This window comes from Limnochordia bacterium, assembly GCA_023230925.1.
Taxonomy (GTDB): Bacteria; Bacillota; Limnochordia; order DUMW01; family DUMW01; genus JALNWK01.
In genome coordinates this window covers 1-22,240 of record JALNWK010000047.1, presented here as the reverse complement: position 1 = coordinate 22,240, position 22,240 = coordinate 1, and the positions used below count along the sequence as shown (strand labels likewise).

General features: G+C 47.6%; 11 protein-coding genes. All 11 read left to right on the top strand.

Annotated elements, in window-relative coordinates:
- The first annotated feature begins 740 nt into the window (after nt 1–740).
- The 11 genes from M0Q40_10055 to M0Q40_10005 all read left to right on the top strand — a co-directional run bounded on the left by M0Q40_10055 (nt 741) and on the right by M0Q40_10005 (nt 21,628).
- Nucleotides 741–1,991 carry a sugar ABC transporter substrate-binding protein gene (locus M0Q40_10055; GenBank protein ID MCK9222943.1) on the top strand — a complete coding sequence of 417 codons (1,251 nt, stop codon included), beginning with the start codon at nt 741–743 and terminating at the stop codon, nt 1,989–1,991.
- 97 nt (nt 1,992–2,088) lie between these two features.
- Nucleotides 2,089–4,635 carry a carbohydrate-binding protein gene (locus tag M0Q40_10050; GenBank protein ID MCK9222942.1) on the top strand — a complete coding sequence of 849 codons (2,547 nt, stop codon included), beginning with the start codon at nt 2,089–2,091 and terminating at the stop codon, nt 4,633–4,635.
- A 173-nt stretch (nt 4,636–4,808) separates the two neighbouring features.
- Entirely contained in the window at nt 4,809–5,777 is a 969-nt protein-coding gene (locus M0Q40_10045) for a LacI family transcriptional regulator (protein ID MCK9222941.1), read from the top strand.
- A gap of 717 nt (nt 5,778–6,494) precedes the next feature.
- Nucleotides 6,495–7,826: an extracellular solute-binding protein gene (locus M0Q40_10040; GenBank protein MCK9222940.1), complete on the top strand. Its 1,332-nt coding sequence runs from the start codon at nt 6,495–6,497 to the stop codon at nt 7,824–7,826.
- A gap of 104 nt (nt 7,827–7,930) precedes the next feature.
- Nucleotides 7,931–10,327, top strand: a complete 2,397-nt coding sequence (locus M0Q40_10035) for a hypothetical protein (GenBank protein MCK9222939.1) — start codon at nt 7,931–7,933, stop codon at nt 10,325–10,327.
- A 111-nt stretch (nt 10,328–10,438) separates the two neighbouring features.
- Entirely contained in the window at nt 10,439–11,656 is a 1,218-nt protein-coding gene (locus M0Q40_10030; protein MCK9222938.1) for a carboxypeptidase regulatory-like domain-containing protein, read from the top strand.
- A 135-nt stretch (nt 11,657–11,791) separates the two neighbouring features.
- Entirely contained in the window at nt 11,792–13,030 is a 1,239-nt protein-coding gene (locus M0Q40_10025) for a carboxypeptidase regulatory-like domain-containing protein (protein MCK9222937.1), read from the top strand.
- Between the two features lie 166 nt (nt 13,031–13,196).
- On the top strand, nt 13,197–15,779 hold the full coding sequence (locus M0Q40_10020) for a hypothetical protein (protein MCK9222936.1): 2,583 nt from the start codon (nt 13,197–13,199) through the stop codon (nt 15,777–15,779).
- Between the two features lie 220 nt (nt 15,780–15,999).
- Complete coding sequence (locus M0Q40_10015) at nt 16,000–16,161, top strand: hypothetical protein (GenBank protein MCK9222935.1); 162 nt, start codon at nt 16,000–16,002, stop codon at nt 16,159–16,161.
- Between the two features lie 79 nt (nt 16,162–16,240).
- Nucleotides 16,241–19,135, top strand: a complete 2,895-nt coding sequence (locus M0Q40_10010) for a hypothetical protein (protein ID MCK9222934.1) — start codon at nt 16,241–16,243, stop codon at nt 19,133–19,135.
- Nucleotides 19,136–19,210: 75 nt separating this feature from the next.
- Complete coding sequence (locus tag M0Q40_10005) at nt 19,211–21,628, top strand: hypothetical protein (protein MCK9222933.1); 2,418 nt, start codon at nt 19,211–19,213, stop codon at nt 21,626–21,628.
- The last annotated feature ends 612 nt before the right edge of the window (nt 21,629–22,240 follow it).

Genomic DNA, 22,240 nt, shown 5'->3' with positions numbered 1-22,240 from the left:
GACATCATCGGGGGGTATGTCGAACCTAATGCACAGACTCAACGAAGGTGGTATGCTTAGCAGCTGTTGAACCTACAGAAATTGGAGATGGAGCCAGTACCCGTGAATCGTTGACTCATACCAACGGAAAACTATTATTGACATCGATGGAAAAAAGCAGTAATATGGAAATAGAAAGCGCTTACTATATGAACGGAAACCAAATATTTACTACATAATAGCAGTGTTAAGCAAAGATGGCGTGGCCCACTCATTGTCATTTTGTCATATACGCTTCTGTAGGTTTAAATTGTGGTTAGAGTAGTCGGTTCGCAGGCTTATATGTACTTTGAAATAAGTCATACGAATAGTACTGCAGGTATGGGAAATAGGCTTTAGTGCAAACAGCCTCATGGATTTCATTGACGACTCACCGGAATGCTTATGAATTCTACGTATAGGTGGAAAGCGATCCGGATTCTCAGCGAAGGTTCACCTCCCTATTACCATGTGGCAATCGAGGTATGCAGGTGCGAATAATCGGTCTACCTTTGGATCAAGGGTATGCCAAGACGGTACAGAGGAAGTCATTTGGTACAACAAAGGGGAACCTAAATGAGGTCTTCATGGATGAATAGCTGATTTATCCTCAGGCAACATGGAGGGGCTCCTTTGCCAGAAATGAAGAAAGGAGGCATTCATGGTTGATCAGGCAACGGACGGACAAGAAACCGACTAATGTTAGAAAGGAAGGTCAGTGAATGAAGGCTATAGAAAAATGGTTTTTGCTCGCTGTGTTGGCTGTGACGATTATTTGCACTCCTGTAGCGAGTGCCAAGGTGCAGATTACCTATAGCTATATGGGAAGCCCTCAAGAGGCGGCTGCCTATGAACAAGTGATTGCCGACTTTAACCGCCTTCACCCGGACATTGAGGTTATTGGACGACATGTGCCGGATGGCTACTTTGATCGGCTTACCATGGAAATTGCCGGGGGTATTGCTCCGGATGTCTTTCATGTCTGGACGGAAGGGTACATGCGCCCGTTTCAGCAGGCTGGGTGGTTGCTCGATTTGAACGAGTATGTTGAGAACGATGAGGAGTTCAATTTGGCAGACTTCCCTCCGAATCTGCTGGAAGCAGCCGAGTTAGATGGTGGCTTATACGCATTGCCACGAGACATAGCATTACGAGTTATGTTCTATAATCGTGACATGTATAACGAAGCAGGTATACCGGAACCTGATGCGGAACTGACCTGGGGGGAGGCTAGAAAGAACGCGATCCGATTAACGACACAAGATAGCGATGGACGAACTGTCTCTCTTGGACTTGATTGGAGTTGGTGGTGGGGTTCATGGATGAATATGGTGTGGATGTGGGGAGGAGAGATCACCGATCCCCAGGTTACCAGGGCTACTCTGAATACTCCCGAGGCCTTGGAGGGCCTGAACTTTATGATGACGGCCTTCAATGAGGGTTGGATGGGTGGACCCCATTTCAACTGGGGTGATGGTTTTGGATTTGAGACCGGAAAAGTCGCGATGAAATGGGATGGACACTGGGCTGTGCCGTGGGCTCGGGACGCGGTGCGATTTGACTGGGATGTCGCCCATGTGCCGAAAGGACCAGCAGGTCGAACCACGCTACTTGGCGCGACCTGGTATGGCGTTTATGCATATACGGAACATCCGCAGGAGGCAGCTGAGTTTGCCAAGTACCTTGTTACAGAAGGAAACAGGATCTATACTCGTCTTGGTGCTGTAGTTCCTTCCCGTTTCTCGATTATGAGTTCTGAGGATTTTCTTTGTCCGGATTTGCCGCCGAAGAACCGACATGTTTGGATGGAGGCAGCTCCTACCGGTAAGTGGCCTCCTCTTACGGATCGCTGGAGTCAACTGGTGGATGAAATGATGAGTCCCGAGTTGGAGAAGGCATTTAGAGGTGAGTGTTCTATCGAACAGGCGGTAGACCAAATTCAAAGAATGGCACCGTCAATCCTGCAACCATGATCGGCATATAGGGACCACATGGCGTCGCTTCTGATGCATTGTGGTCCCACAGAATACCTAGTTAAATGACTTCCGCGTTTCGAACAGGGGGGATAGAATGAGTGAAGGATGGGTATTACCTGTTCTTGTCATGGTCTTGATCTTTGGACTAGACGCGAATGCTTGGGCAATGGGACAAGTCTATGAAGGGGAGGCTTCGGGTAACATCCTGACTGGTAGAGCCCGCATTGTTCCTTGCGCCAACTGTTCAGGAGGTTGGAAGGTGGGAGACCTCTATCAGGGGAGTAGTCTGCAGTTTTGCGGGATTAGAGTTCCTAAGCCGGGTTACTATGAAGTACACATCGACTATATCTCAGGTGACCCAAGATCGGCATATATAAAGGTTAACAATGGTTCTAGGCAAAAGTATGACTTTCCTAGTACCGGCAACTGGCAGACCCTTAATACGCTGGTTCTTGTTCTGCATCTTGATCAGGAAGAAAACACGATTACCTTCTCAGATCAGAACTGGTACGCACCGGATATAGATCGGATTGTGATTGATTCGCCCATGGAAGATCTGGCCCTAGAAGACAGGGAGAAGCCTATTGACCTTGGGGAACGGATCTCGGTGACCCAAATTGGTCGGGTGGGTTTACAAGAACGAGAGTATGGGTTTTTAGTTTCCAACGGTGTTGTAACGATCTCCTACCATAAGGATGGCACTGCTTCATACTTATGGAACGATCAACCGGTTGTGACTGGTGCTTTCAGCAGAGCCAGATTGGAAAATCAGCCGAACGGGCAATACATTACCTCAAAGGACTATACGCAACGTCATTTTTCCTTCGGTTCCGTTAACAACGAAATCTTTGGGGATGGCATGAAGGTTTCCGTGATCAGTGAGCGGACGGGCCTGCCGACAATGGTTCAGTCTTATTACATATACGAAGACCTACCATGCTTTTTTACTCAAGTTGACCTGGTTAGTACCGATGTTTTTCCTCTTGCCACAAATCACCTTTCTCCGATGATGGTGCAGAACAGAGGTGGTGTAGATATTGGTGAATATGGTGATAACCGAGTCCTTGTGGTTCCCTTCGATAACGACAAGTGGTCGAGATATCAGGCTTGCTCAATAAACACTCCCTTCAATAATGAACTGTATGTTAGCTCGGAAGTAACGGCTATTTACGATAACGAAAGCAGGGTTGGGTTAGTTGTGGGTTCAGTGACCCATGATACGTGGAAAACCGGCATTTACTGGGCAGGTTCAAACCAGCGGCTAGATCAATTTGAGGTCTATGGTGGTTTCACCTCACCTACTTCGACCCACGATACACTTGCTCATGGAATCATCAAGGGGGAGAAGGTAGCATCGCCGCTGGTGTTCATTGGATTCTATGAAGACTATCGTTCGGGATTGGAAGAATACGGCTGGGCCAATGGAGCCATGAGCCCACCACTGGATTTTAGACCTGATGTACCAGATCAAGTGCCCTTCGGGTGGAACAGTTGGGGTGCACTAAAAGACGATGTTACACTAAAGACGATTATGCAAACGTCAACCTTTTTCAAGGAGCATTTGTCCTTGTTCAGTAATGAGGGGAATGTATATATCAACCTAGACTCGTACTGGGATAATCTGTCCGATACAGAGTTGGTGGAACTGGTGGCTTTCATCAAGCAAAACGGCCAAAGGCCGGGGATTTATTGGGCCCCCTTCGTCTATTGGGGAACCAACATGAACCAATTTGTCGAAGGGACAAATTACCGAGCAAGATACAAAGATATTGTACTTAAAGACCACGAAGGAAATATGCTGCCGACGTTAGACGGGGCCTATGCACTTGATCCCACGCATCCTGTAACCAAACAACGAATTGATCACTTCATCGGGCGTTTCAAAGACCTTGGTTTTCAGTATATTAAGCTGGACTTTCTCTCCCATGGAGCGTTGGAGGGAGTTCATTTTGATCCCCTTGTGCAAACGGGCATTCAAGCGTACAATCAGGGTATGTCCTATGTTGTGCAGCAATTAGCTGGGACGATGTTTATTAGTGCGTCGATTTCGCCCCTCTTTCCCAGCCAATACGCGCATAGCCGCAGGATCTCCTGTGATGTTGATGGCACCCTAGCACTCACCGAATATCAGTTGAATAACCTAACCTACGGTTGGTGGCAGCATGGGACTATATATCCATACACAGATCCTGATTATATGACTTTGGAGAAGGGTGGTTCACTTATCGTAGCCCAGACCCGGGTGAACTCCGCGTTGATCTCCGGTACGGTTTTCCTAAACTCCGACGATGTACGAAGTCAAGTTGCCCAGGAGTACATGAGACTTCTGCTTACTAACCGAAGGATCAATGAACTAGCTGCCCGAGGCCGAGTCTTTCGCCCTGTGGAAGGAAACACCGGCTCCGAAGCAGCGGATACTTTTGTTTGTCATAGCGACGACGTCGCATACCTTGCAGCTTTTAATCTCAGGGGCACGACTCCTTGCCAGAAGAGTATAGACTTAGCCCGTATAGGACTGAGTGATGAGGACACCTATCATGTTACGGATCTGTGGACCGGTGAAAGGGGGGAAGCCCTTGGTGTTCTTGAAACTACCCTTGCCCAAGGTCAGTCGAAGTTGTTTAAGTTTGAAAGACGATAATATTGATCTAGTTGGGAACGCAATGGCTGCACAAAAACCTTAATAGAGTCTATTGAAGAACTGGAAGTGGAACATCAAATACATGATGTTCTTGCGGGTATCGGAACTAATCTTGGTGGAGGGGGGCAACTATTATACGACCCACAATCTACGACATAGCCCGTGAAGGAGGTGTGTCCATAGCTACCGTCTCACGGGTGATTAACGGCAACTATCCAGTTGGGAAGAAAACGCGTCAACGTGTATTAAAGGCGATGAAAGACCTAGGTTATTCCCCTAACCATGTGGCAAGAAGCTTAGCCTTACAGAGCACTTCCACCATAGGCGTTGTCTGTACTGACCTTAAGAACCCATATTTTGTCGAAATGATTGAGCAAATACAGTTGGTTACCGCTGGCAGTTCGCTACAGCTATTGTTACAAAACACAAGTGTGGCCGAAAATGAGAGGGACGCAGTGCAATTATTGTTGGACCGGCGGGTAGATGCCATTATTTTCATCGCTCACCATGAGGAGCTGGACGATGTAGAGCATATTACATCGACAGCAAAGATGGTGCCAGTGGTCCTGATTGGCCAGGAATTACCTGGAACCAAGGTGATGAGTATCTGTGCCGAAGAAGAGCAGGGCATGTACACCCTCGGGAAGCAGTTACTTCAGCTTGGGCATCGCAACGTCTTATTTCTCGGTGGAAAGGAAGGAAGTCATCCAACTGAAGTCAAACTAAGGGGACTAAGAAATGCTTTCGCTCTAAACAATGATGTCCGATTGGAAGTGGAATTGACTGGATACCAATATACCGCGGCAAATGTCTTGGAAGACCGAATAGCAGGCGGATTACTTCAATGGTGTACGGCTATCGTAGCTGTCAGTGATTATGTAGCCATCGGAGCGCTAAACGTATTGGATGCCAACGGTATTAGAGTCCCAACTGATATTACAGTAACAGGATTTGACAATATATTCTGGGCGACTTGTGTAAGGCCGAAGCTTACAACAGTGGAGCCCAATAAAGAGCTGTTGGCTCAAAATGCTGTCCACGCAATCATGAATGCATTAGATGGCCAAGCCTCAATAGGGAAAGTACTGGTACCATCTGAGCTAATTTTACGAGGCTCACATCGGTCAATTATCTCAAAGTGAGATGTATTCAGCACAACTTACCTGTTTGAGCGCCCAGCAACAGTGTTTCTCCAAAAACGTTTAGGAGCAGCAAAAACTAAGTGATGAAGACCTCCTTTTAATGCATAGAGGCTCCGATTAGCTTAGGTTTGAGGGAAGAGGGGATCTAGCCTTTTGTCCAAATTCTACGCAGGGCGGTGAACCCAGTCAGTAAAAGAGATGGGAACACCGGCTACTACAGGATTCATGACCTAGACGAAAATCCTGGAACAAAAGGCTTGTGTTGGCAATGAGAATGTGCTAGTATATATATGAGGTTACTGATGCGTCTTAATTAACATCTTTATTTAAGCGACATGCTAAGAAATGCCAAAGATCAATCACGGTTAGTTTCAGGATTGTCCTCTGAAACAAATGGATGGATCATAGGGGACGGGAAGGTCGTTTATGGAGGTGGTCGATGAAGAAACGGTGTGTTTGGCATGTGGTGGCTGGGCGATTATAGTGACTAGTGATACAAGTCTTTACCTTTTGTGAGTTATGCACATATATAGTGGCTAATTACTAATACCGTGAGTAATGGATATATCATGGATTGAACGTGAACATATGTTTATCTGGAAATCCCAACAGGACATATTGAATATGCAGTATCGAATAATGAAGGTTGCATAACATGATTTGGCGTGTGATATATGTTTCATGAATATACAATATAACTAGCAAAGGGGTATGAATATGCCAGCTAAGGAATTGCGTTGTTGTCTTATGGTGCTACTATTGGTCGGACTTCTTGTAACGGTTTCCTCGGTTGTAGCGGCTAAGCAAGTGGAGCTTGTCTTCATGTACCGGACTGGAACCCAAGAGATGGCGTGGGCAACGGAGGTCATCCGCAGGTTCAATGAACAACATCCAGATATTCATGTAACAGGTTTGGCACAGGCATCGGGTGGAGGTGGTTCAGAATACGTTGAGAAACTAACCACTTTGATCATGGGCGGAACGCCGCCGGACATATTCTATGGGGCTTCAGACAAGAAGAGTTACATCCTAAATGGTTGGACCTTGGACCTTGCGAAATTTGTAGCCCGGGATAAGGCAGAACTAGATATCGATGACTTCTTCCCTGGGGTATGGGAGACTTTCCAAATTAACGGTGAATTCCATGGTGTTCCGCTAGGTGTTTGTCCCCAGTATTGTTTTTATAACAAGGATATGTTTCGCGAGAATGGTCTAAAATTACTTCCTGACGATTGGGATAGCAAGGAATGGACATGGCGGGATTTTGTCGACTATAGCAAGAAACTTACCATTGTAGATAATGAAGGTGTATATAGCCGAGTTGCCCTGACCTTTGCTAGTGAGTGGCACTTACCGGACATCTGCTGGATTTTCGGTGGTGATTGGGTTGACCCAGAAGCTTATGAGGCAGGCTATGCCACAAAGGTGGCTATGGTGCGTCCTGAGAACGTTAAAGCCTATGAGGCCCTCGCTGATTACTACGCCAACTATGCTGCAGCTGGTCCAGGCAAGGGTATTACTCCCTCGGGAAGTTCATTTTTCGGAGCCCAGGCGGCGATGCACTGGATTGGCGCTTGGTATTTGGATGCAGTGATCAATACTGCTCCAAGCTTTGAATGGGGTCTTGCACCGATGCCTCTTACCGAGACCCGTGCAAACACTCGGTGGACTGATCCTCTGTACGCTTGTGCGTATACTGAGCACCCTGCAGAGTGCTGGGAGTTTATCAAATTCGCCACTAATGCCGAATCCCAAGCTCTTTTCACCGAACTGACTGGCATGATTCCTGCACGGCAGGCTGCCATGGAGGTTTACATCGATCGGATCTCCTCGGCCTCTGGAATGACACCTTTTGAGGTGATGAACTCAGTCAGTGGAGCTTTGGCCCACTCCCGCACCGCTCTCGAGGAGGCCGTGCCCAATACGCACCGTGCCATGCAGCGGGTGGGGTACGAGACGGTTACGGCGATACTTAATGGCGAGATGTCTGCAGCTGCTGGTTTAGAAATACTACAAAGCAGAATCAATGCGGTCCTTGCCAGCGAGTAGCACATTGTCGTCAGACTAAGCTTAATCTGCCAGTAGACTGGCCAGGTGATGAGTGGGGACACCCACTCACCTGGCTAGTCGCGTATTCCACAGGGGGGGTTGTTGTGGCTAAAGTCTCCAAGATGGTATTGGTTATACTTCTTATCTTGGTTCTCCAGTTTACGGCGTATGCGGTCTCTTCATCTGAAGGTGTCATTGGTCCCACAGGTACTAAAGGGTTAACATATACGGTACAATCAATTACGACAAAGCAGGTTCTACCGAATCGAGGATTCAACCATGGATCCGTGTCAGATCAGTTAAGTGTTATAGCCACTCCCGGCGAATATGAATCGGCCAGTTTTATAGTAACTGCGGTACAAGATATTGAGTCTTTTTTCCCTCGGGTAAATGACTTAGTCAGTGAGGATGGAAAGAGACTAATTCCTAAAGAGAGTATTGACATCAAGTACGTGAAAGCCTGGTACCAAGCGGGAACGGCGTGGTGGGGACGGGATCAGGACAAGAGTAAACGGATTCTGGTGCCCGAGTTACTACTTAATGATCCGAATCTAGTTAAGGTTGATCTGGAGAAACAGGAAAACTATCTTAAGCTTTCTTTCCCTGACCGAGAGGAGTATACATGGATTAGTGACCCACGGGATCGCGGTGGACGTCTACAGTTTTTGGTCGAGGAGTTTCCAGTTCAAGATAGTTCTGTCCTTCTACCGATGGATATCCCCGCTGGGTGGAATCAGCAACTTTGGGTGACAGCCAGGGTACCGGAGGAGGCTGCTTCTGGTGTCTATCACGGGCAAATAGAGTTGTACGAAAATGGTCAAATTGTGGGGTCCATGCAGCTTAGTGTTACTGTGTTGCCCTTTACGTTATCCGAGCCATACTATACCTCTAGTATATATTACCGAGGGACCTTGGATATCCTTGGGAAGGGTTCGATCTCCTCGGAAAAGAAGTCTCGGGAGCAGTTTATTGCCGAACTTGAAGACATGATGGCCCATGGGGTAACAAATCCCATTGTATACCAACCATTAAGTTCCCTTGAAGAGGTTCTCAAGATACGTGATCAGGTTGGCATGGGAGGACAACCACTGTACTATCTTGGAGTACGGACATATAGTCCCGAAAGCCAAATCGCACAGACCCTTGACTTGGCTGAAAAGTATGACATACCTGAGGTATACTTTTACGCCATCGATGAGGCTTCAGGGGATGAATTGACGGCCCAAAGGAAAGATTGGATGCGGGTGCATGAACTTGGCGGCAAAGTGTTTGCAGCTGGTTGGCGGGCGGGTAACTTTGAATTAATGGGTGATATACAGGACCTACATATCAGGCATGACCGCTTAAGACTGGAAGAGGCGGCTAACTGGCACTCCGTTGGAGGTAAAATCTGGTCCTACGGTAACCCGCAGACTCCCGCTGAGGATCCTGAGCTGTACCGGCGCAACTATGGGCTCATGTTGTGGAGATATAACTATGATGGTGCCGCTACCTATGCCTATCAGGATGGGTTTGGCAATGTATGGAACGATTTCGATCATCCCACATATCGGGACCATAATTTTACCTACCCGACTGTAAATGGTGTGGTGGGTACCATTGCCTGGGAAGGGTATAGGGAAGCTGTGGACGATGTCCGTTATTTAACCACCTTGCTGAATAACATTGAAGAGGCTAAAAACTCCGAGAATCCCAAACTCTTGAAGGTTGCAGATCAGGCGGAGAAGTATCTAGCAAACATGAATGTCGCAGGTGACCTTGATACTATCCGCGCGGATATGATCTACTACATTCTCCAACTACAACAATCTGATTTTGCTTTTGCGGCCCCGTCTTTAGAACTAGACGAAGAGAAGGGTATTAGCTTCGACCCGAACCTAGAATCCGTCATACGAGATCTGATCAAGAAGCCTTCGGGACCGATTGTTCCCGCCGATGTAGCTACCATTACCACGATTGATGCTCGGGATAAGGGTATCAAGTCCCTTGAAGGGCTAGAGTATTGTGCATCACTTAGTGTTTTGCGTTTGGATCGGAACGATGTTTCGGATCTTAGTCCCCTGGCCCAAATTAGTGAGTTGCGGGAGATTATCTTGGATGAAAACCCGCGAGTGGTTGATATCTCACCCTTAGCCAATCATCCGAAGCTTTTCCGTCTGCGAATCCATCATACAAGCGTCACCGATTTCCGTGCTCTAGATGGACATACAGCACTAGAGAACATTGAGTATCATGGTGCCAAGATCACTGATCTTAGCACGTTACCGAATTTGCCGAGCCTAAGGGAGTTTCATGCGGGCTGGAGCAATCTTGAGAGTATAGCAGGCATTGAGCGGTTTCCTCGTTTGTGGCAGGTTATCGTGGGAAATAGCCGGGTAACTGACCTTGAGCCGCTGCTAAAACTGCCGGCGCTTAGAACGATTTGGCTTGATGTTACCCAACAAGAATCCGCAGTTGCCGAAACTCTGAAGGCGAAGGGTGTAACGATCAAGACACTGTAATCAGTTCATTGGAGAATCATGTACTTGGTTGCAATGTTTAAGTGCATCCCAAGGGCGGACAGTCTGTCGGCCTTTGGGATGCCAAAAGCCAACAAGAAGGGAGTGCGACAGTTGAGAAGCTGCAGAGTGATCATAGGTGTTGTTAGTTTGGTCGCTTGTCTGGTTCTTGTTTCAGGCTGTTTAGGTCCTGAGAAAGGAACGCTGAGTGGACTCATCAAGGATAGTGGTGATCCAGTAGTGGGAGCTACCGTTTTCATCCCCGCATTGAAACTTACTACAATCACCAGTGCAGAGGGTGCGTATAGCTTTGATAAGGTCTCCTCGGGTACTCATACTATGGTGGTTTACAAGGATAATGAATTCCTTGCCGTTATGGAGAATGTGACTGTAGATGAAGCGGAGAGTGCTACCGTTAATATCAAAGTTGACGAAGCCAAAAGCAGGGAAGTAACGGGTACTGTTTCGGTTAAGTATGGAGAAGACGTGCTCGCTGGAGCTACAGTCTTTCTATCCATAGGAAAGTACAATGTGAGTCAGAACACCGATGAAAAAGGAAGATTTGTTTTTCCGTCCGTACCCTTTGGAGACTATCTTGTAAAGGTAACGCTAGATGGCGTGGATATTTATGAGGAATCATTCGTGGTAGATAGTACGGGGGAGTTAATAGTCAAAGCTTCCGTTGTGGTATTAGATCCCAATTTAGAACAGAGTGTGCGCAACATGATTAGTAAACCAAAGGGTGTATTACTGGCGGAGGATGTTGCTGGGATTGAAAAGATTGATGAGCGAGACAAAGGAATCAAATCACTTAAGGGCTTAGAGTATTTTTCATCATTAGGTTACTTGCGTTTGGACCGGAACGATGTTGAAGATTTGAGTCCACTGTCGAAGATCAGTGGATTACGAGAGATTATTCTAGACGAGAATCCGCGTGTTGTGGATATTAGTCCCTTGGCGAATCATCCGCATCTGCACCGTCTTAGGATCCATTACACCAGTGTTACTGACTTCACGGCCCTGAAAGGACATGCGGCATTGCAGAACATTGAGTATCATGGTGCTAAAATAACTGATCTTAGTACTTTACCGAGCCTGCCAAATCTAAAAGAGTTTCACGCCGGCTGGAGTGTGCTTGAAAGCATAGCAGGAATTGAGCGGTTTCCCCAACTGTGGCAGGTTATCGTGGGGAATAGCCGGGTCACTGACCTTAGCCCGCTACTGCAACTACCGGCGCTTACAACGGTCTGGCTAGATGCTGGACAACAAGAAAAATACCCGGAGACTGTTCAAGTACTTCAAGCAAAGGGTGTGACCATTAAGACACTATAAGAGTATCGGTTGAGTATTGTTACCTGAGCAGATGTGAGTCACATATGGTGAAGACTAATGTACATAAAGGATTACTCTTCCTTTGGTGCGCATGCCTAAGGAGGCTGGTAGACAGACTAGAAAGGAGTGCAACAGTTGAAAAACAATAAAGTAGTCATGACGGCGATTGGTTTGTTAAGTTGCGTGGTTCTTCTGTCAGGTTGTCTGAATTTGTTCGGTCCCAAGGAAGGAACAGTGAGCGGATTTGTTAAGGCTGGTGCAGACCCAGTTGTTGGTGCTATCGTCTCTATTCCCGGGTTGAATCTTTCTGCTGTAACGAATGCACAGGGAGCGTATAGCATTGGCGAAATCGTCTTTGGTAGTTATGTGTTAGTAGTCTATAAAGATGACGCGTTTCTCGCCGTAAAGGAGAATGTTACTGTTGAAAAAGGAAAGGACAAAGTCACCTGCAATATTAACCTCGACGATGTTGAGTGCATTGAAGAATTGCATGGCTCTGTCTCAGCTGGATACGGGGGTGCCCTTAGTGGAACAACCGTCTCCCTGTCAATAGGTGAATATAGTATGAGTGTAGTGAGTGATGAGGCTGGAGAGTTTATGTTTTCTGAGGTACCCTTCGGGAAATATGCTGTTAGGGTCATCCGGAATGATGTGGTGGTTTACGAAGCGTCAGTTACGGTAAACGCTTCTACAGAGTTAGAGGTCGTAGTGAACTATGTAGTGAAGCTAGATCCTAACCTAGAAACCGTTGTGCGCACGAAAATCGATAAGCCCGAGGGTGATCTAACGCCGGAGGATGTGGCGGGTATTGAGGTTCTGGAGGCAAAGGACAAGGGTATTACATCCTTAAGTGGTTTACAGCATTTTACTGCACTGAGGGTCTTGAAAGTCGACGAGAACTCCGGAATAACCGATGTAAGTCCCCTTGCGACCATTACCACATTGCAGGAGGTTTTTGTAAACAAGTGCAGTATCACCGATCTTAGCCCATTAGCGGGGCTTCCCAACCTGTTTCGATTGGAGTTCAATAACATGTCCGTGACAAGTTTGGCTGCCTTCGAGGGACATACGGGGCTTAGAAACATTATGTGTCATTCAGCACAATTTACTAGCATAGAGCAACTGCCGAACTTGCCGAACCTGGAGGAATGGATCCAAGGATGGGCTCCTCTTGCTAGCATTGCAGGGATATCAACGAAATTCCCGAAAATGAAGAAGCTGAACATACCCAGCACGCCAGTATCTGACATCACGGAACTACTGCAACTAGAGCATTTACAGGGAGTTCAGCTTCCCAGCGCCCTAAATAGCGATCCTGAACATCCTGTAGTCAAACAATTACGGGATAAGGGAGTCAACGTCACATTCGGGTAAGATAGAATAAGAAGCGTTGTGCAACGGACTTGAGCGCATCGGTACCTACAAGCCAAATGCCGTGGCGGTGGCGAAGGCCTTGTATATCGATGCGCTCTTCAGTAATCGTTTCTAGTGACTACCAGCCAAGCATGTAGACATTGGTCCGATAAGGAGTGGATAGATGGTGCGAAGATCCCGTTTACTGTATCTTGGTCTGTGTTCAGTAGTTGTAGTACTGAGTCTTGTTGTGGATATGCCTGTAAGGGCGCAGGAGAGGATTCTGTACGAGTACACAGAGAGCTTTGAAGAGGAAGATCCTTTTTGTTTCTTCATGTCCGACGGTGAATACACGGTGAACTACAAGGGCTTAAGTAGTGACGTAGCCTATACGGGAGTGCGCTCCTTCAAGCTTGATGTGACCATAGACAGCGGTTCGTTTGTCTATTGGACCATTCCCGTATCCGTGCCGGCGGAGGGTAATCTTGCCTTTCGGGCGCGCATCCTGCGCCCTGAACCAAGCCAAGGCCGAGTTGGTTTGGGACTTCAGGCCACAGTTGCCCCAGTGAATTATTCAAGGACCCGTTCCTTTTGGGAATATGGCTCAACGGGTCATACCTGGGAGAAATTCGAGTACACGGGGGTCAATTCTTTTGCCAAAGGAACGGCACTGTCGTTTGCTTCGAAGGAAATGTGGCGAGGGAAGACCGAGGAAGTAGGATGTTATATCAATCAGGTTTTGCTGATGCTCCATGGACAACCCGGTGACCGGATTGTCTGTTATCTGGATGCTGTGGAACTATCTGGACAGGTACCCGATGTGCTCCGTTACGAAGAGACTGTTGCTCAACGTTGGAGCTCGGTCACAACAAGGTTGTTAGAGCAACTTGCCACATGGCAGTCGCGTATGGATTATGTGGAGAGCGTGTTAGAAGGTGATGCTTCACAGGTACCTTCTGAGATATATCAGGAGGCGCGGGATAGGTATGGCCTTGTGGATGAATTACTGGCACAAATTCGGGCAAGGGGTTGGATCTTGTCAGAGGAACCTCAAAGGGTCGGTTTGGTATTGGCGGAACTAGAAAGGATGACAAACCTTATGGTGACACTCGCAGAGAACAAGGGGATAGGCGAAAGTGGTGGTACGGGGATTATCTACGTGGTGCCTCCGATCTCCACAGTTAAGATTCTTCCTACAGATCGTCCTGAACATGGTGTGATATCAAAGGACGTAAAGATGGTCGCAACCCCCGGAGAATTTGAGCCAGCAAGCTTTGTCGTGTTCGCCGTCGATGACATTACTAGCTGTCGACCTACACCCGGTGATCTTGTCGGCGAATCGGGTATTATTCCTGCTTCAGCGGTGGACATCAAGATTGTGCAGCGTTGGTACCAAGCGGGAACTGCTTGGTGGGGCAGAGATCAGGACAAGAGTAAGCGTGTATTGGTGCCGGAACTTTTGGTCAACGATCCCACCTTGGTTAAGGTTGATTTGGAAAAGCAGGAAAACTACCTAAAGCTTTCCTTTGCGAGCCGTGAGGAATATGTGTGGATCAGTAATCCGGCCGATGTGGGAGGGCGGCAACAGTTGTCCATTACCGCTTGGCCGGTTAAGGATAGTCCAGTATTGCTTCCCGTGGATATTTCTGCCGGAAGGAATCAACAATTTTGGATTACCGTTAAGGTTCCCGAGGATATCTGTCCTGGGGTCTATACGGGACCGGTTTACCTATATGGTGATGGAGGTATGCTAGGGGAACTGAGTATCAGCTTACGGGTTCTTCCCTTTACCCTGACGGATCCATATTATACCTCAAGCACCTACTACCGTGGAGTCCTTGATCTTAATGGACCTGGAACCATATCCTCTGAAAGGAAATCACGGGTGCAGTTTCTAGCCGAACTACGGAATATGATGGACCATGGCATCACCAATCCAATTGTGTATCAGCCTTTGAGCACCCTTGAAGAGGTTTTGAAGATTAGAGAAGAGATTGGCATGGGCAATCAACCATTGTACTATCAAACAGTGCAAACCCATGATCCCATATCGTCAATCAAGAAGACCTTGGAACTAGCAGAGAAATACAACATTCCTGAAGTGTACTTCTATGGTATTGATGAGGCATCAGGGGATGCATTAGTGGCTCAGCGAGACAACTGGATCAGAGTGCGTGAAGCTGGCGGCAAAATATTTGCTGCAAGCTGGCGCGATGGCAACTTCGAATTGATGGGCGATATACAAGATCTGCATATTAGACACGATCGCTTAAGACCTCAGGAAGCGGCTAACTGGCACTCGGTTGGCGCAAGAATCTGGTCCTACGGTAACCCGCAAACGCCCGCCGAAGACCCTGAACTGTACCGACGCAACTATGGACTAATGATCTGGACACACGATTATGATGGAGTTGCCACCTATGCGTACCAAGATGGGTTTGGAAACATCTGGAATGACTTTGACCACCCATCGTATCGAGACCACAACTTCACCTATCCAACTGTGGATGGCGTAATTGACACTATTGCATGGGAGGGCTATCGCGAAGGTGTTGATGATGTGCGGTACCTTACTACATTACTCGAGTCTATCGAGGCGGCTAAAGACACAAAGGATGCGGAGCTGTTAAGCCGGGCGGAAGAGGCCGAAAAGTATTTGGCCAAACTGAACCCGGTTCGTGATCTTGATGTTATTCGCGCCGAGATGATTTACCACATTCTAAGGTTACGAAAGGATCCTCTATCTGAAGAGTTTACACCTACTCTGTAACCGTGAACCATTTAGATAGACTGGTTGTGATAAGGGGCTATCATCGGTGAGTTTAGCCCCTTATTGTGTCTTTAGTATCTGCTAAGTGAATGAACCGCTGTCATCGAACTAGTGGGAAGCTCATCCCTAGGCCAGGACGTTGCCAGTAGCGGTAGAGTCTAAAAGAGAGAAGATCAGGCCAGCAATCGCCAAAAAGTGCAAAGGGTCCGGTGGTGTAAGAATGAAGTATACGGGAAAACAACTGGTGGCACAGCGCAATGAAGAGACCCCGTCAGATGGCGAGGCTGGCTATGATTATGATATAAGAACACTAAATGCTAGTTGGAGCCATGTACGGGTCCCTACGCACGGTCTTTTGAGAGGGTTTGCGCCAGCGGGTTAATCTGGCGTCAGCCTATTGATATATGGAGGCCTATGTTCTACACTAAAACGATCTGAAATCAGGGTCGATCCCGCAAATTATGGGTAGAGTCTCTTCCCGGCGACCGGTGGATACGCCACAATCGGTGGGTGGTGCTGACTTGAAAGGACCAACGAGTATCGCAATACTGGTTTTTGCTGTCGTGCTAGCCAGCCTACCCTGTGGACGAGTGCTTGCAGCTACAGATAGTATCGAAGTTGAGTTTCAGGGGCAGGTAATCTACCAGTTCAGACAGGACCTGCTATACATAGATGGTGGAGTTCAGATCAGATATGGGCACGTGACAATTGCAGGTCAGCGGTTACTAGTGAATCTGGCTGACAACTGGATCCGGGTAGAAGGAACAGTGCTACTGATACTACCGGCCGGTGAGGCTGCAGGCGAGAAGCTTTATTATGATCTAAATAGCGGGGTTTGGTCGTTGTCTGATGCCCAAGCATCGATAGTTCTGCCCGAATCCAACGGCTCGGTCTATCTATCTGGGGAGCGGTTTGATGGCGATAACGACCGTTTGGTTGTGGTCAAAGGTGCAGCCACTACCTGTTCCCAAAGTCAACCCCACTATCATCTTGCTGCGAAGAAACTAGAGATTTACCCGGGAAGTCATCTCATTATACGGAACGTGGTGTATAAAGAAGGTAACATCCCTCTGTTTTATTGGCCCTATCTGAGACTGCCAATTAGTAAAGAAGCCAGCCTCTACCTACCGGAGATTGGCCGCACCGCGGTGGGTGGCTGGTTTATCGGCTGCAAATGGTATTACCAGCTGGATGATTACTTATCGGGTCTGCTCATCGGGCAATATCATCAACTAACCGGAGTAGTATTGGGTGCCACTGGTTATTACGCATTAGGTAAGGCCCACAACGGGCAACTATTGATCGAATATAGACAAAGTAGAATCACCAACGGAGGGCAATTACGGGGTGGTTTTGGTCATGTTCTCGAGTACGGACCTGTGGTATTAGGCGGGAACATGGAAAGAAACATGAATTTTGTCCGGAAGAAGCTCAGCCAAGATATCCTGCAGGCGGATTTCATGGTAAACGCGGTAACACAAAAGATATCGGCAAACGTTGGGACAGTATATAAGCTTACGAAGACCAGAACCACGGTTACCGAGCGATTGCGCAGTGACGTAAAGCTATCATTCCAACCGAGCGGCAGTTTCAATTTGGACGGGAGTATGGACAAACAGACCAATCACGCTGGCGGCAGCATAAGCAGCAACTCAGTGCAGGCCGATCTTAATTTGAGCAGAATAGCACAGATGACAACAACCAACGCCGGGTTAATATACAAGCTGAAGGAAACAAAGACGAGAACTACGGCGCGTCTAAGCAGCGATGTGAAGGTATCCTCACAGTTGGGTAGCCGTTTTGATCTGAATGGAAGCATGGAAAAGCAAAACAGCTACAGTAGCAACATACTACAAGTTAATCTTGATTTGAGGGGTGTAACACCGAGGACATCGGCGACTTTCGGGGTAAAACACAAGATACAAGAAACAAAGACAAAGACCATGGAGCAACTAGCCGGTGATCTTGAGTTATCAGGCCGCCTGGACAGCCGCTGGATTACCAATTACCAAGGTAGCTACAGATTCAAACAAAGCAGCGAAGCGGTTCCTACTCACCCGGAATATCAGATTATGCTTACTAAAAGCCAAGGGAGTTACCGGGCTGAGCTATTATTCGAGCATAAGCTTAATCCCAATGGCGTAACGGAAACGTGCGAGTACGTGAGTAGGCTACCGGAATTGAGTCTGACTACAAGGAAGCTGGAACACGCGAAGGAGTGGCCCCATGAGTATACGTTAAGATTAGGGCGGTATCGGGTGGAACCCGGTGGAACGGAAGCAATTAGGTCGATGTTAGAGCTAAATCTAAGTAATAAGCCCTACCAGCTTACCGGTAGCACCAGACTTGTTCTAGGCAGTACGTTAGGCATCAGCATCTACAGCTTAGGTACGTGCTATTTCCGCATCAATCCAAGGCTCGCCTTTCACTGGTATCCATGTGCCGGTTTGAGCACAAACTCAGTTCTTCAATTACAACAAGCTGTTGGGGAGAGCCCACTGGCCTTCGAGAGGGTATCTTCTTCTCAAAGCTTAACCAGTCAGTTAGCCTACACAAAAGAAAGAGTGGATTGGTCTTTATGCGGAGGCTACGACCTTCATAGCGATCGGTTTCAAAATGTGGAGGCCTGCCTGGAGCTAAGGGATTCCCCAGAGAGGAATGACTGGACGTTAGGTCTTTCAGCTGTGTTTGATCCGTACCGAAAGAGAATGATGTGTATTGCCGGTTCATTTCAGGACAGAATTGATCATGAACAAAACATCAACTTAGAGGCAAATTACAACCTGGCCAGACAAAGGGTCGATCGTCTCAACGCCCGGATTAACATCAAATTTGGCAACGTGTGGATGCAGGCCGGAGCCGAGATCCCAAGACTCAAAGGCACGAATATATCTTTTCTGTTGCGGAACACCGAGCAGGAACACGGTTGGAAAGTGGGTTTATCCGGTGTCTTCAACCCATACATCAATGCATTGGTGTCCGTAACTGGTCTTCTGGAAAAGGAATTTGCACAGGAACAAAGCATAAGAATCGGAGTCAGCCATAATATCCTCAAAAGGCGGCTCGATGCCTTCGATGTCCAACTTAAGATCAGGCTCGGTGACACGTGGAGACTAGTTTACTCGGGGATTTACAGAGGCTATGAGGATAAATGGCACCTAGGGGATTTTACTTTGGTCAAGGACCTCCATTGCCGCGAATTGGCCCTTCGCTATAACCAAATAGAGGACATGTTCTGGATGGAGTACCGCATTCATGCCTTCCCGCAGGAAAAGCTGAAGTTTGGGATTACCGGTGAGCAGTTCATGTTTGATGCCGAAGGTTGGGAAGACCTACTTTTGGAAAAGGTGCCGTAGAGAGAAAGGCGCATGCAGGTTCTTTGTATAGACATCGTTTTGCCGCTAATTAGACTTTATTAGGGGGGCTTAGAGTTGATGATAAGAGCGTACAAGATAATACTCATCTTGCTTATCATGATATCACTTTTGTCTACCGCATGTTTTTTCAATAAGGAAAGCCCATTTGATCCGAGAGATCCTTGGACCCCTGGTCCCTGGCACCCTGTGGATTTCTCTAAAGCGTTAATACATAGGGTAAATCCGATTACAACTTACAGGGTTCTACCCAATCAATCGTTTGGCCACGGGACCCTCACGGATCAGTTGACAATTATGGCTACTCCTGGCGAATTTGAACCGGCCAGTTTTGTGATCACTGCGGTGGGGCATTCCGGATCCTTTCTACCACAAGCAACCGACCTAGTCGCTGAAGGCGGGGTAGGAGTAATCCCCAGTGAGAATATTGAAATTAAGTATGTAAGAACTTGGTTTCAAGCAGGAACGGCGTGGTGGGGCCGGGATCAGGACAAGAGCAAACGAATCTTGGTGCCCGAGTTATTAGTGAACGATCCTGATCTGGTTAAGGTTGATCTCCCAACCCAGCAGAATTACCTTAAGCTCACTTTCCCAAACCGTGTGGAGTATGTAAATATCAGTGATCCGCAGGATCGTGGGGGGCGTCTGCAGCTATCGGTTGCAGAGTATCCTGTTAAGGACAGTCCTGTTCTTCTGCCGGTGGTCATTAGTGTTGGTCAGCATCAGCAAGTTTGGGTGACGGTGAGAATACCAAAGGAGGCTGATTCTGGTACCTACCGTGGACTAATCGATTTGTATAAAGATGAGGAGTACATTGGAAGCATACAGCTTAATGTTACCGTTCTTCCATTTGTCTTATCCGATTCATATCATACTTCCAGCATTTATTACCGTGGGACTCTAAATCCGGGTAGTCCTGGAACGATATCCTCAGAAACAAAATCCCCAGTTCAGTTTCAGGCCGAATTGCAGAATATGATGGACCATGGTGTGATAAATCCAATCGTGTACCAACCTCTAAATTCTTTAGAACAGGTCCTTCAGATTCGCCAAGGGATTGGCATGGGTAGGCAACCCCTGTACTATTTGGGCGTTCGTACGTATAGCCCATCAAGTGATATTACACAGACCCTGCGTTTAGCCGCTGCGTATAACATACCTGAGGTGTACTTCTATGCAGTTGATGAGGCTTATGGAGAACAATTGACAGCTCAGAGACCGGACTGGATTCGAACAAAGTCTCTTGGTGGCAAGGTATTTGCCGCCGGTTGGCGGGATGGCAACTTTGAACTAATGGGTGACTTACAGGATCTGCACATTAGACACGATCGCCTAAGACCTCTTGAAGCGGCCAACTGGCACTCCGTTGGAGCCAAAATTTGGTCCTATGGTAACCCGCAGACTCCCGCTGAGGATCCTGAGCTTTACAGACGAAACTACGGATTAATGCTTTGGACACACGATTATGATGGAGCTGCCCCTTATGCGTATCAGGATGGGTTCGGAAATATATGGAACGACTTTGATCATCCCACGTATCGAGATCACGTCTTTACCTACCCAACCGTAGACGGTGTAATTGATACCATTGCGTGGGAAGGGTATCGGGAAGGTGTTGACGACCTCCGTTATTTGACTACGTTGCTTGAAGCCATTCAGGAGGTCAAAGCATCGAGTGATCCCGAACTCCTGCAAATGGCGAAGCAGGCGGAGCAGTATCTGAGTGCGATGAATCCCGCCGGTGACCTTTACAGCATCCGTACGCAGATGACTAATTATATTCTGAAACTAAAGCAACTGGATGCCCAAATCCCTCCCGGGGGAGAAGACGGTATTAGTTTTGATCAAAACTTAGAACCTGTCATACGGGAGTTGATTGGAAAGCCTTGGGGAGCAATTCTGCCCGCCGATGTAAGTGGCATTACCAACATTGATGCTAGGGACAAAGGTATCACATCCTTAGAAGGGCTGCAGTATTGTGCATCACTAAATGTCTTGCGCTTACAAGGAAACGATGTTCGAGACTTGAGTCCGTTGTCCGAGATCAGCGGGTTACTAGAGGTCTTTCTAGATGACAACACGCAGATTACCGATATTTCGCCTCTGGCGAATCATCCGTACCTTCACCGTCTAAGAATCCATCGCACAAACGTTACCGATTTTCGGGCATTTGATGGACATACCGGACTAAGGAATATCGAGTATCACGGGGCCAAAATCACTGATCTTAGTACACTACCGAGTCTACCAAACCTACGCGAGTTTCATGCGGGCTGGAGCCTTCTCGAGAACATATGGGGAATTGAGCGTTTCCCACTTCTGTGGCAGGTTGTCGTGGGACATAGCGAGGTAACAGACCTGGAACCACTATTGAGCCTGCCAGCGCTAACAACGGTTTGGCTTGATGCTACACAACAACAATTGCCCGTTGCTCAAACCCTCAGAAACAGGGGTGTGACTATTAGGACATTATAATGTCTTGCGTCTTTATGAACGGTACGTGGCACATGACGTGGGGTACGAGTGGTCGATCATTTCCTGTACCGAAGGTGATGCTCGACCATAGAAGGATAGCTGCTATACTTTATTCTGTGTTTCCAGTAGTACCTAGATAGGTAAAGCCCTTGCTGTCTATACCACGGGGCAAGCGGGGACGTCTGGAGGGGCGAACAACGACGCTTCAGAATGGACCTTCTGCTGGATACTATGGGCAAACTGCACAGGCTCTATGCCTCAGCTTAGAAACGATGGCCCCGCAGCACCCGGGACTTTTCCCAATTACCCTTCATAGCGTACGTTTTGTGAGTCACGATTAAGGTATTCGCATCCCTAAAGTCCATATCCTGTGGTGGATAGGCAATATATGGTTGGAACGCGGTAAACCTCAACCCGGTTGAGCTGGTCTCCCTGCAATAGGGGGATCTACCTATAGGCATGCTTATGTCATAAAGTTACAGAGAAAGTCTTCAACCTAGATCAGGCAAGCTGATTTGCCAAGGCTGATAGTATTGCTAGTTTGCATGGCCTTTCAGGATCACAAAAAGTGAGTAGATTTCTTTAAGTTCGTATGGCGATAGTCTCTTCCTT

Coding starts and splice junctions, on each gene's coding strand:
- M0Q40_10055 (MCK9222943.1), top strand. CDS start 741: ATGAAGGCTATAGAAAAATGGTTTTTGCTCGCTGTGTTGGCTGTGACG.
- M0Q40_10050 (MCK9222942.1), top strand. CDS start 2,089: ATGAGTGAAGGATGGGTATTACCTGTTCTTGTCATGGTCTTGATCTTT.
- M0Q40_10015 (MCK9222935.1), top strand. CDS start 16,000: ATGAAGTATACGGGAAAACAACTGGTGGCACAGCGCAATGAAGAGACC.
- M0Q40_10010 (MCK9222934.1), top strand. CDS start 16,241: ATGGGTAGAGTCTCTTCCCGGCGACCGGTGGATACGCCACAATCGGTG.
- M0Q40_10040 (MCK9222940.1), top strand. CDS start 6,495: ATGCCAGCTAAGGAATTGCGTTGTTGTCTTATGGTGCTACTATTGGTC.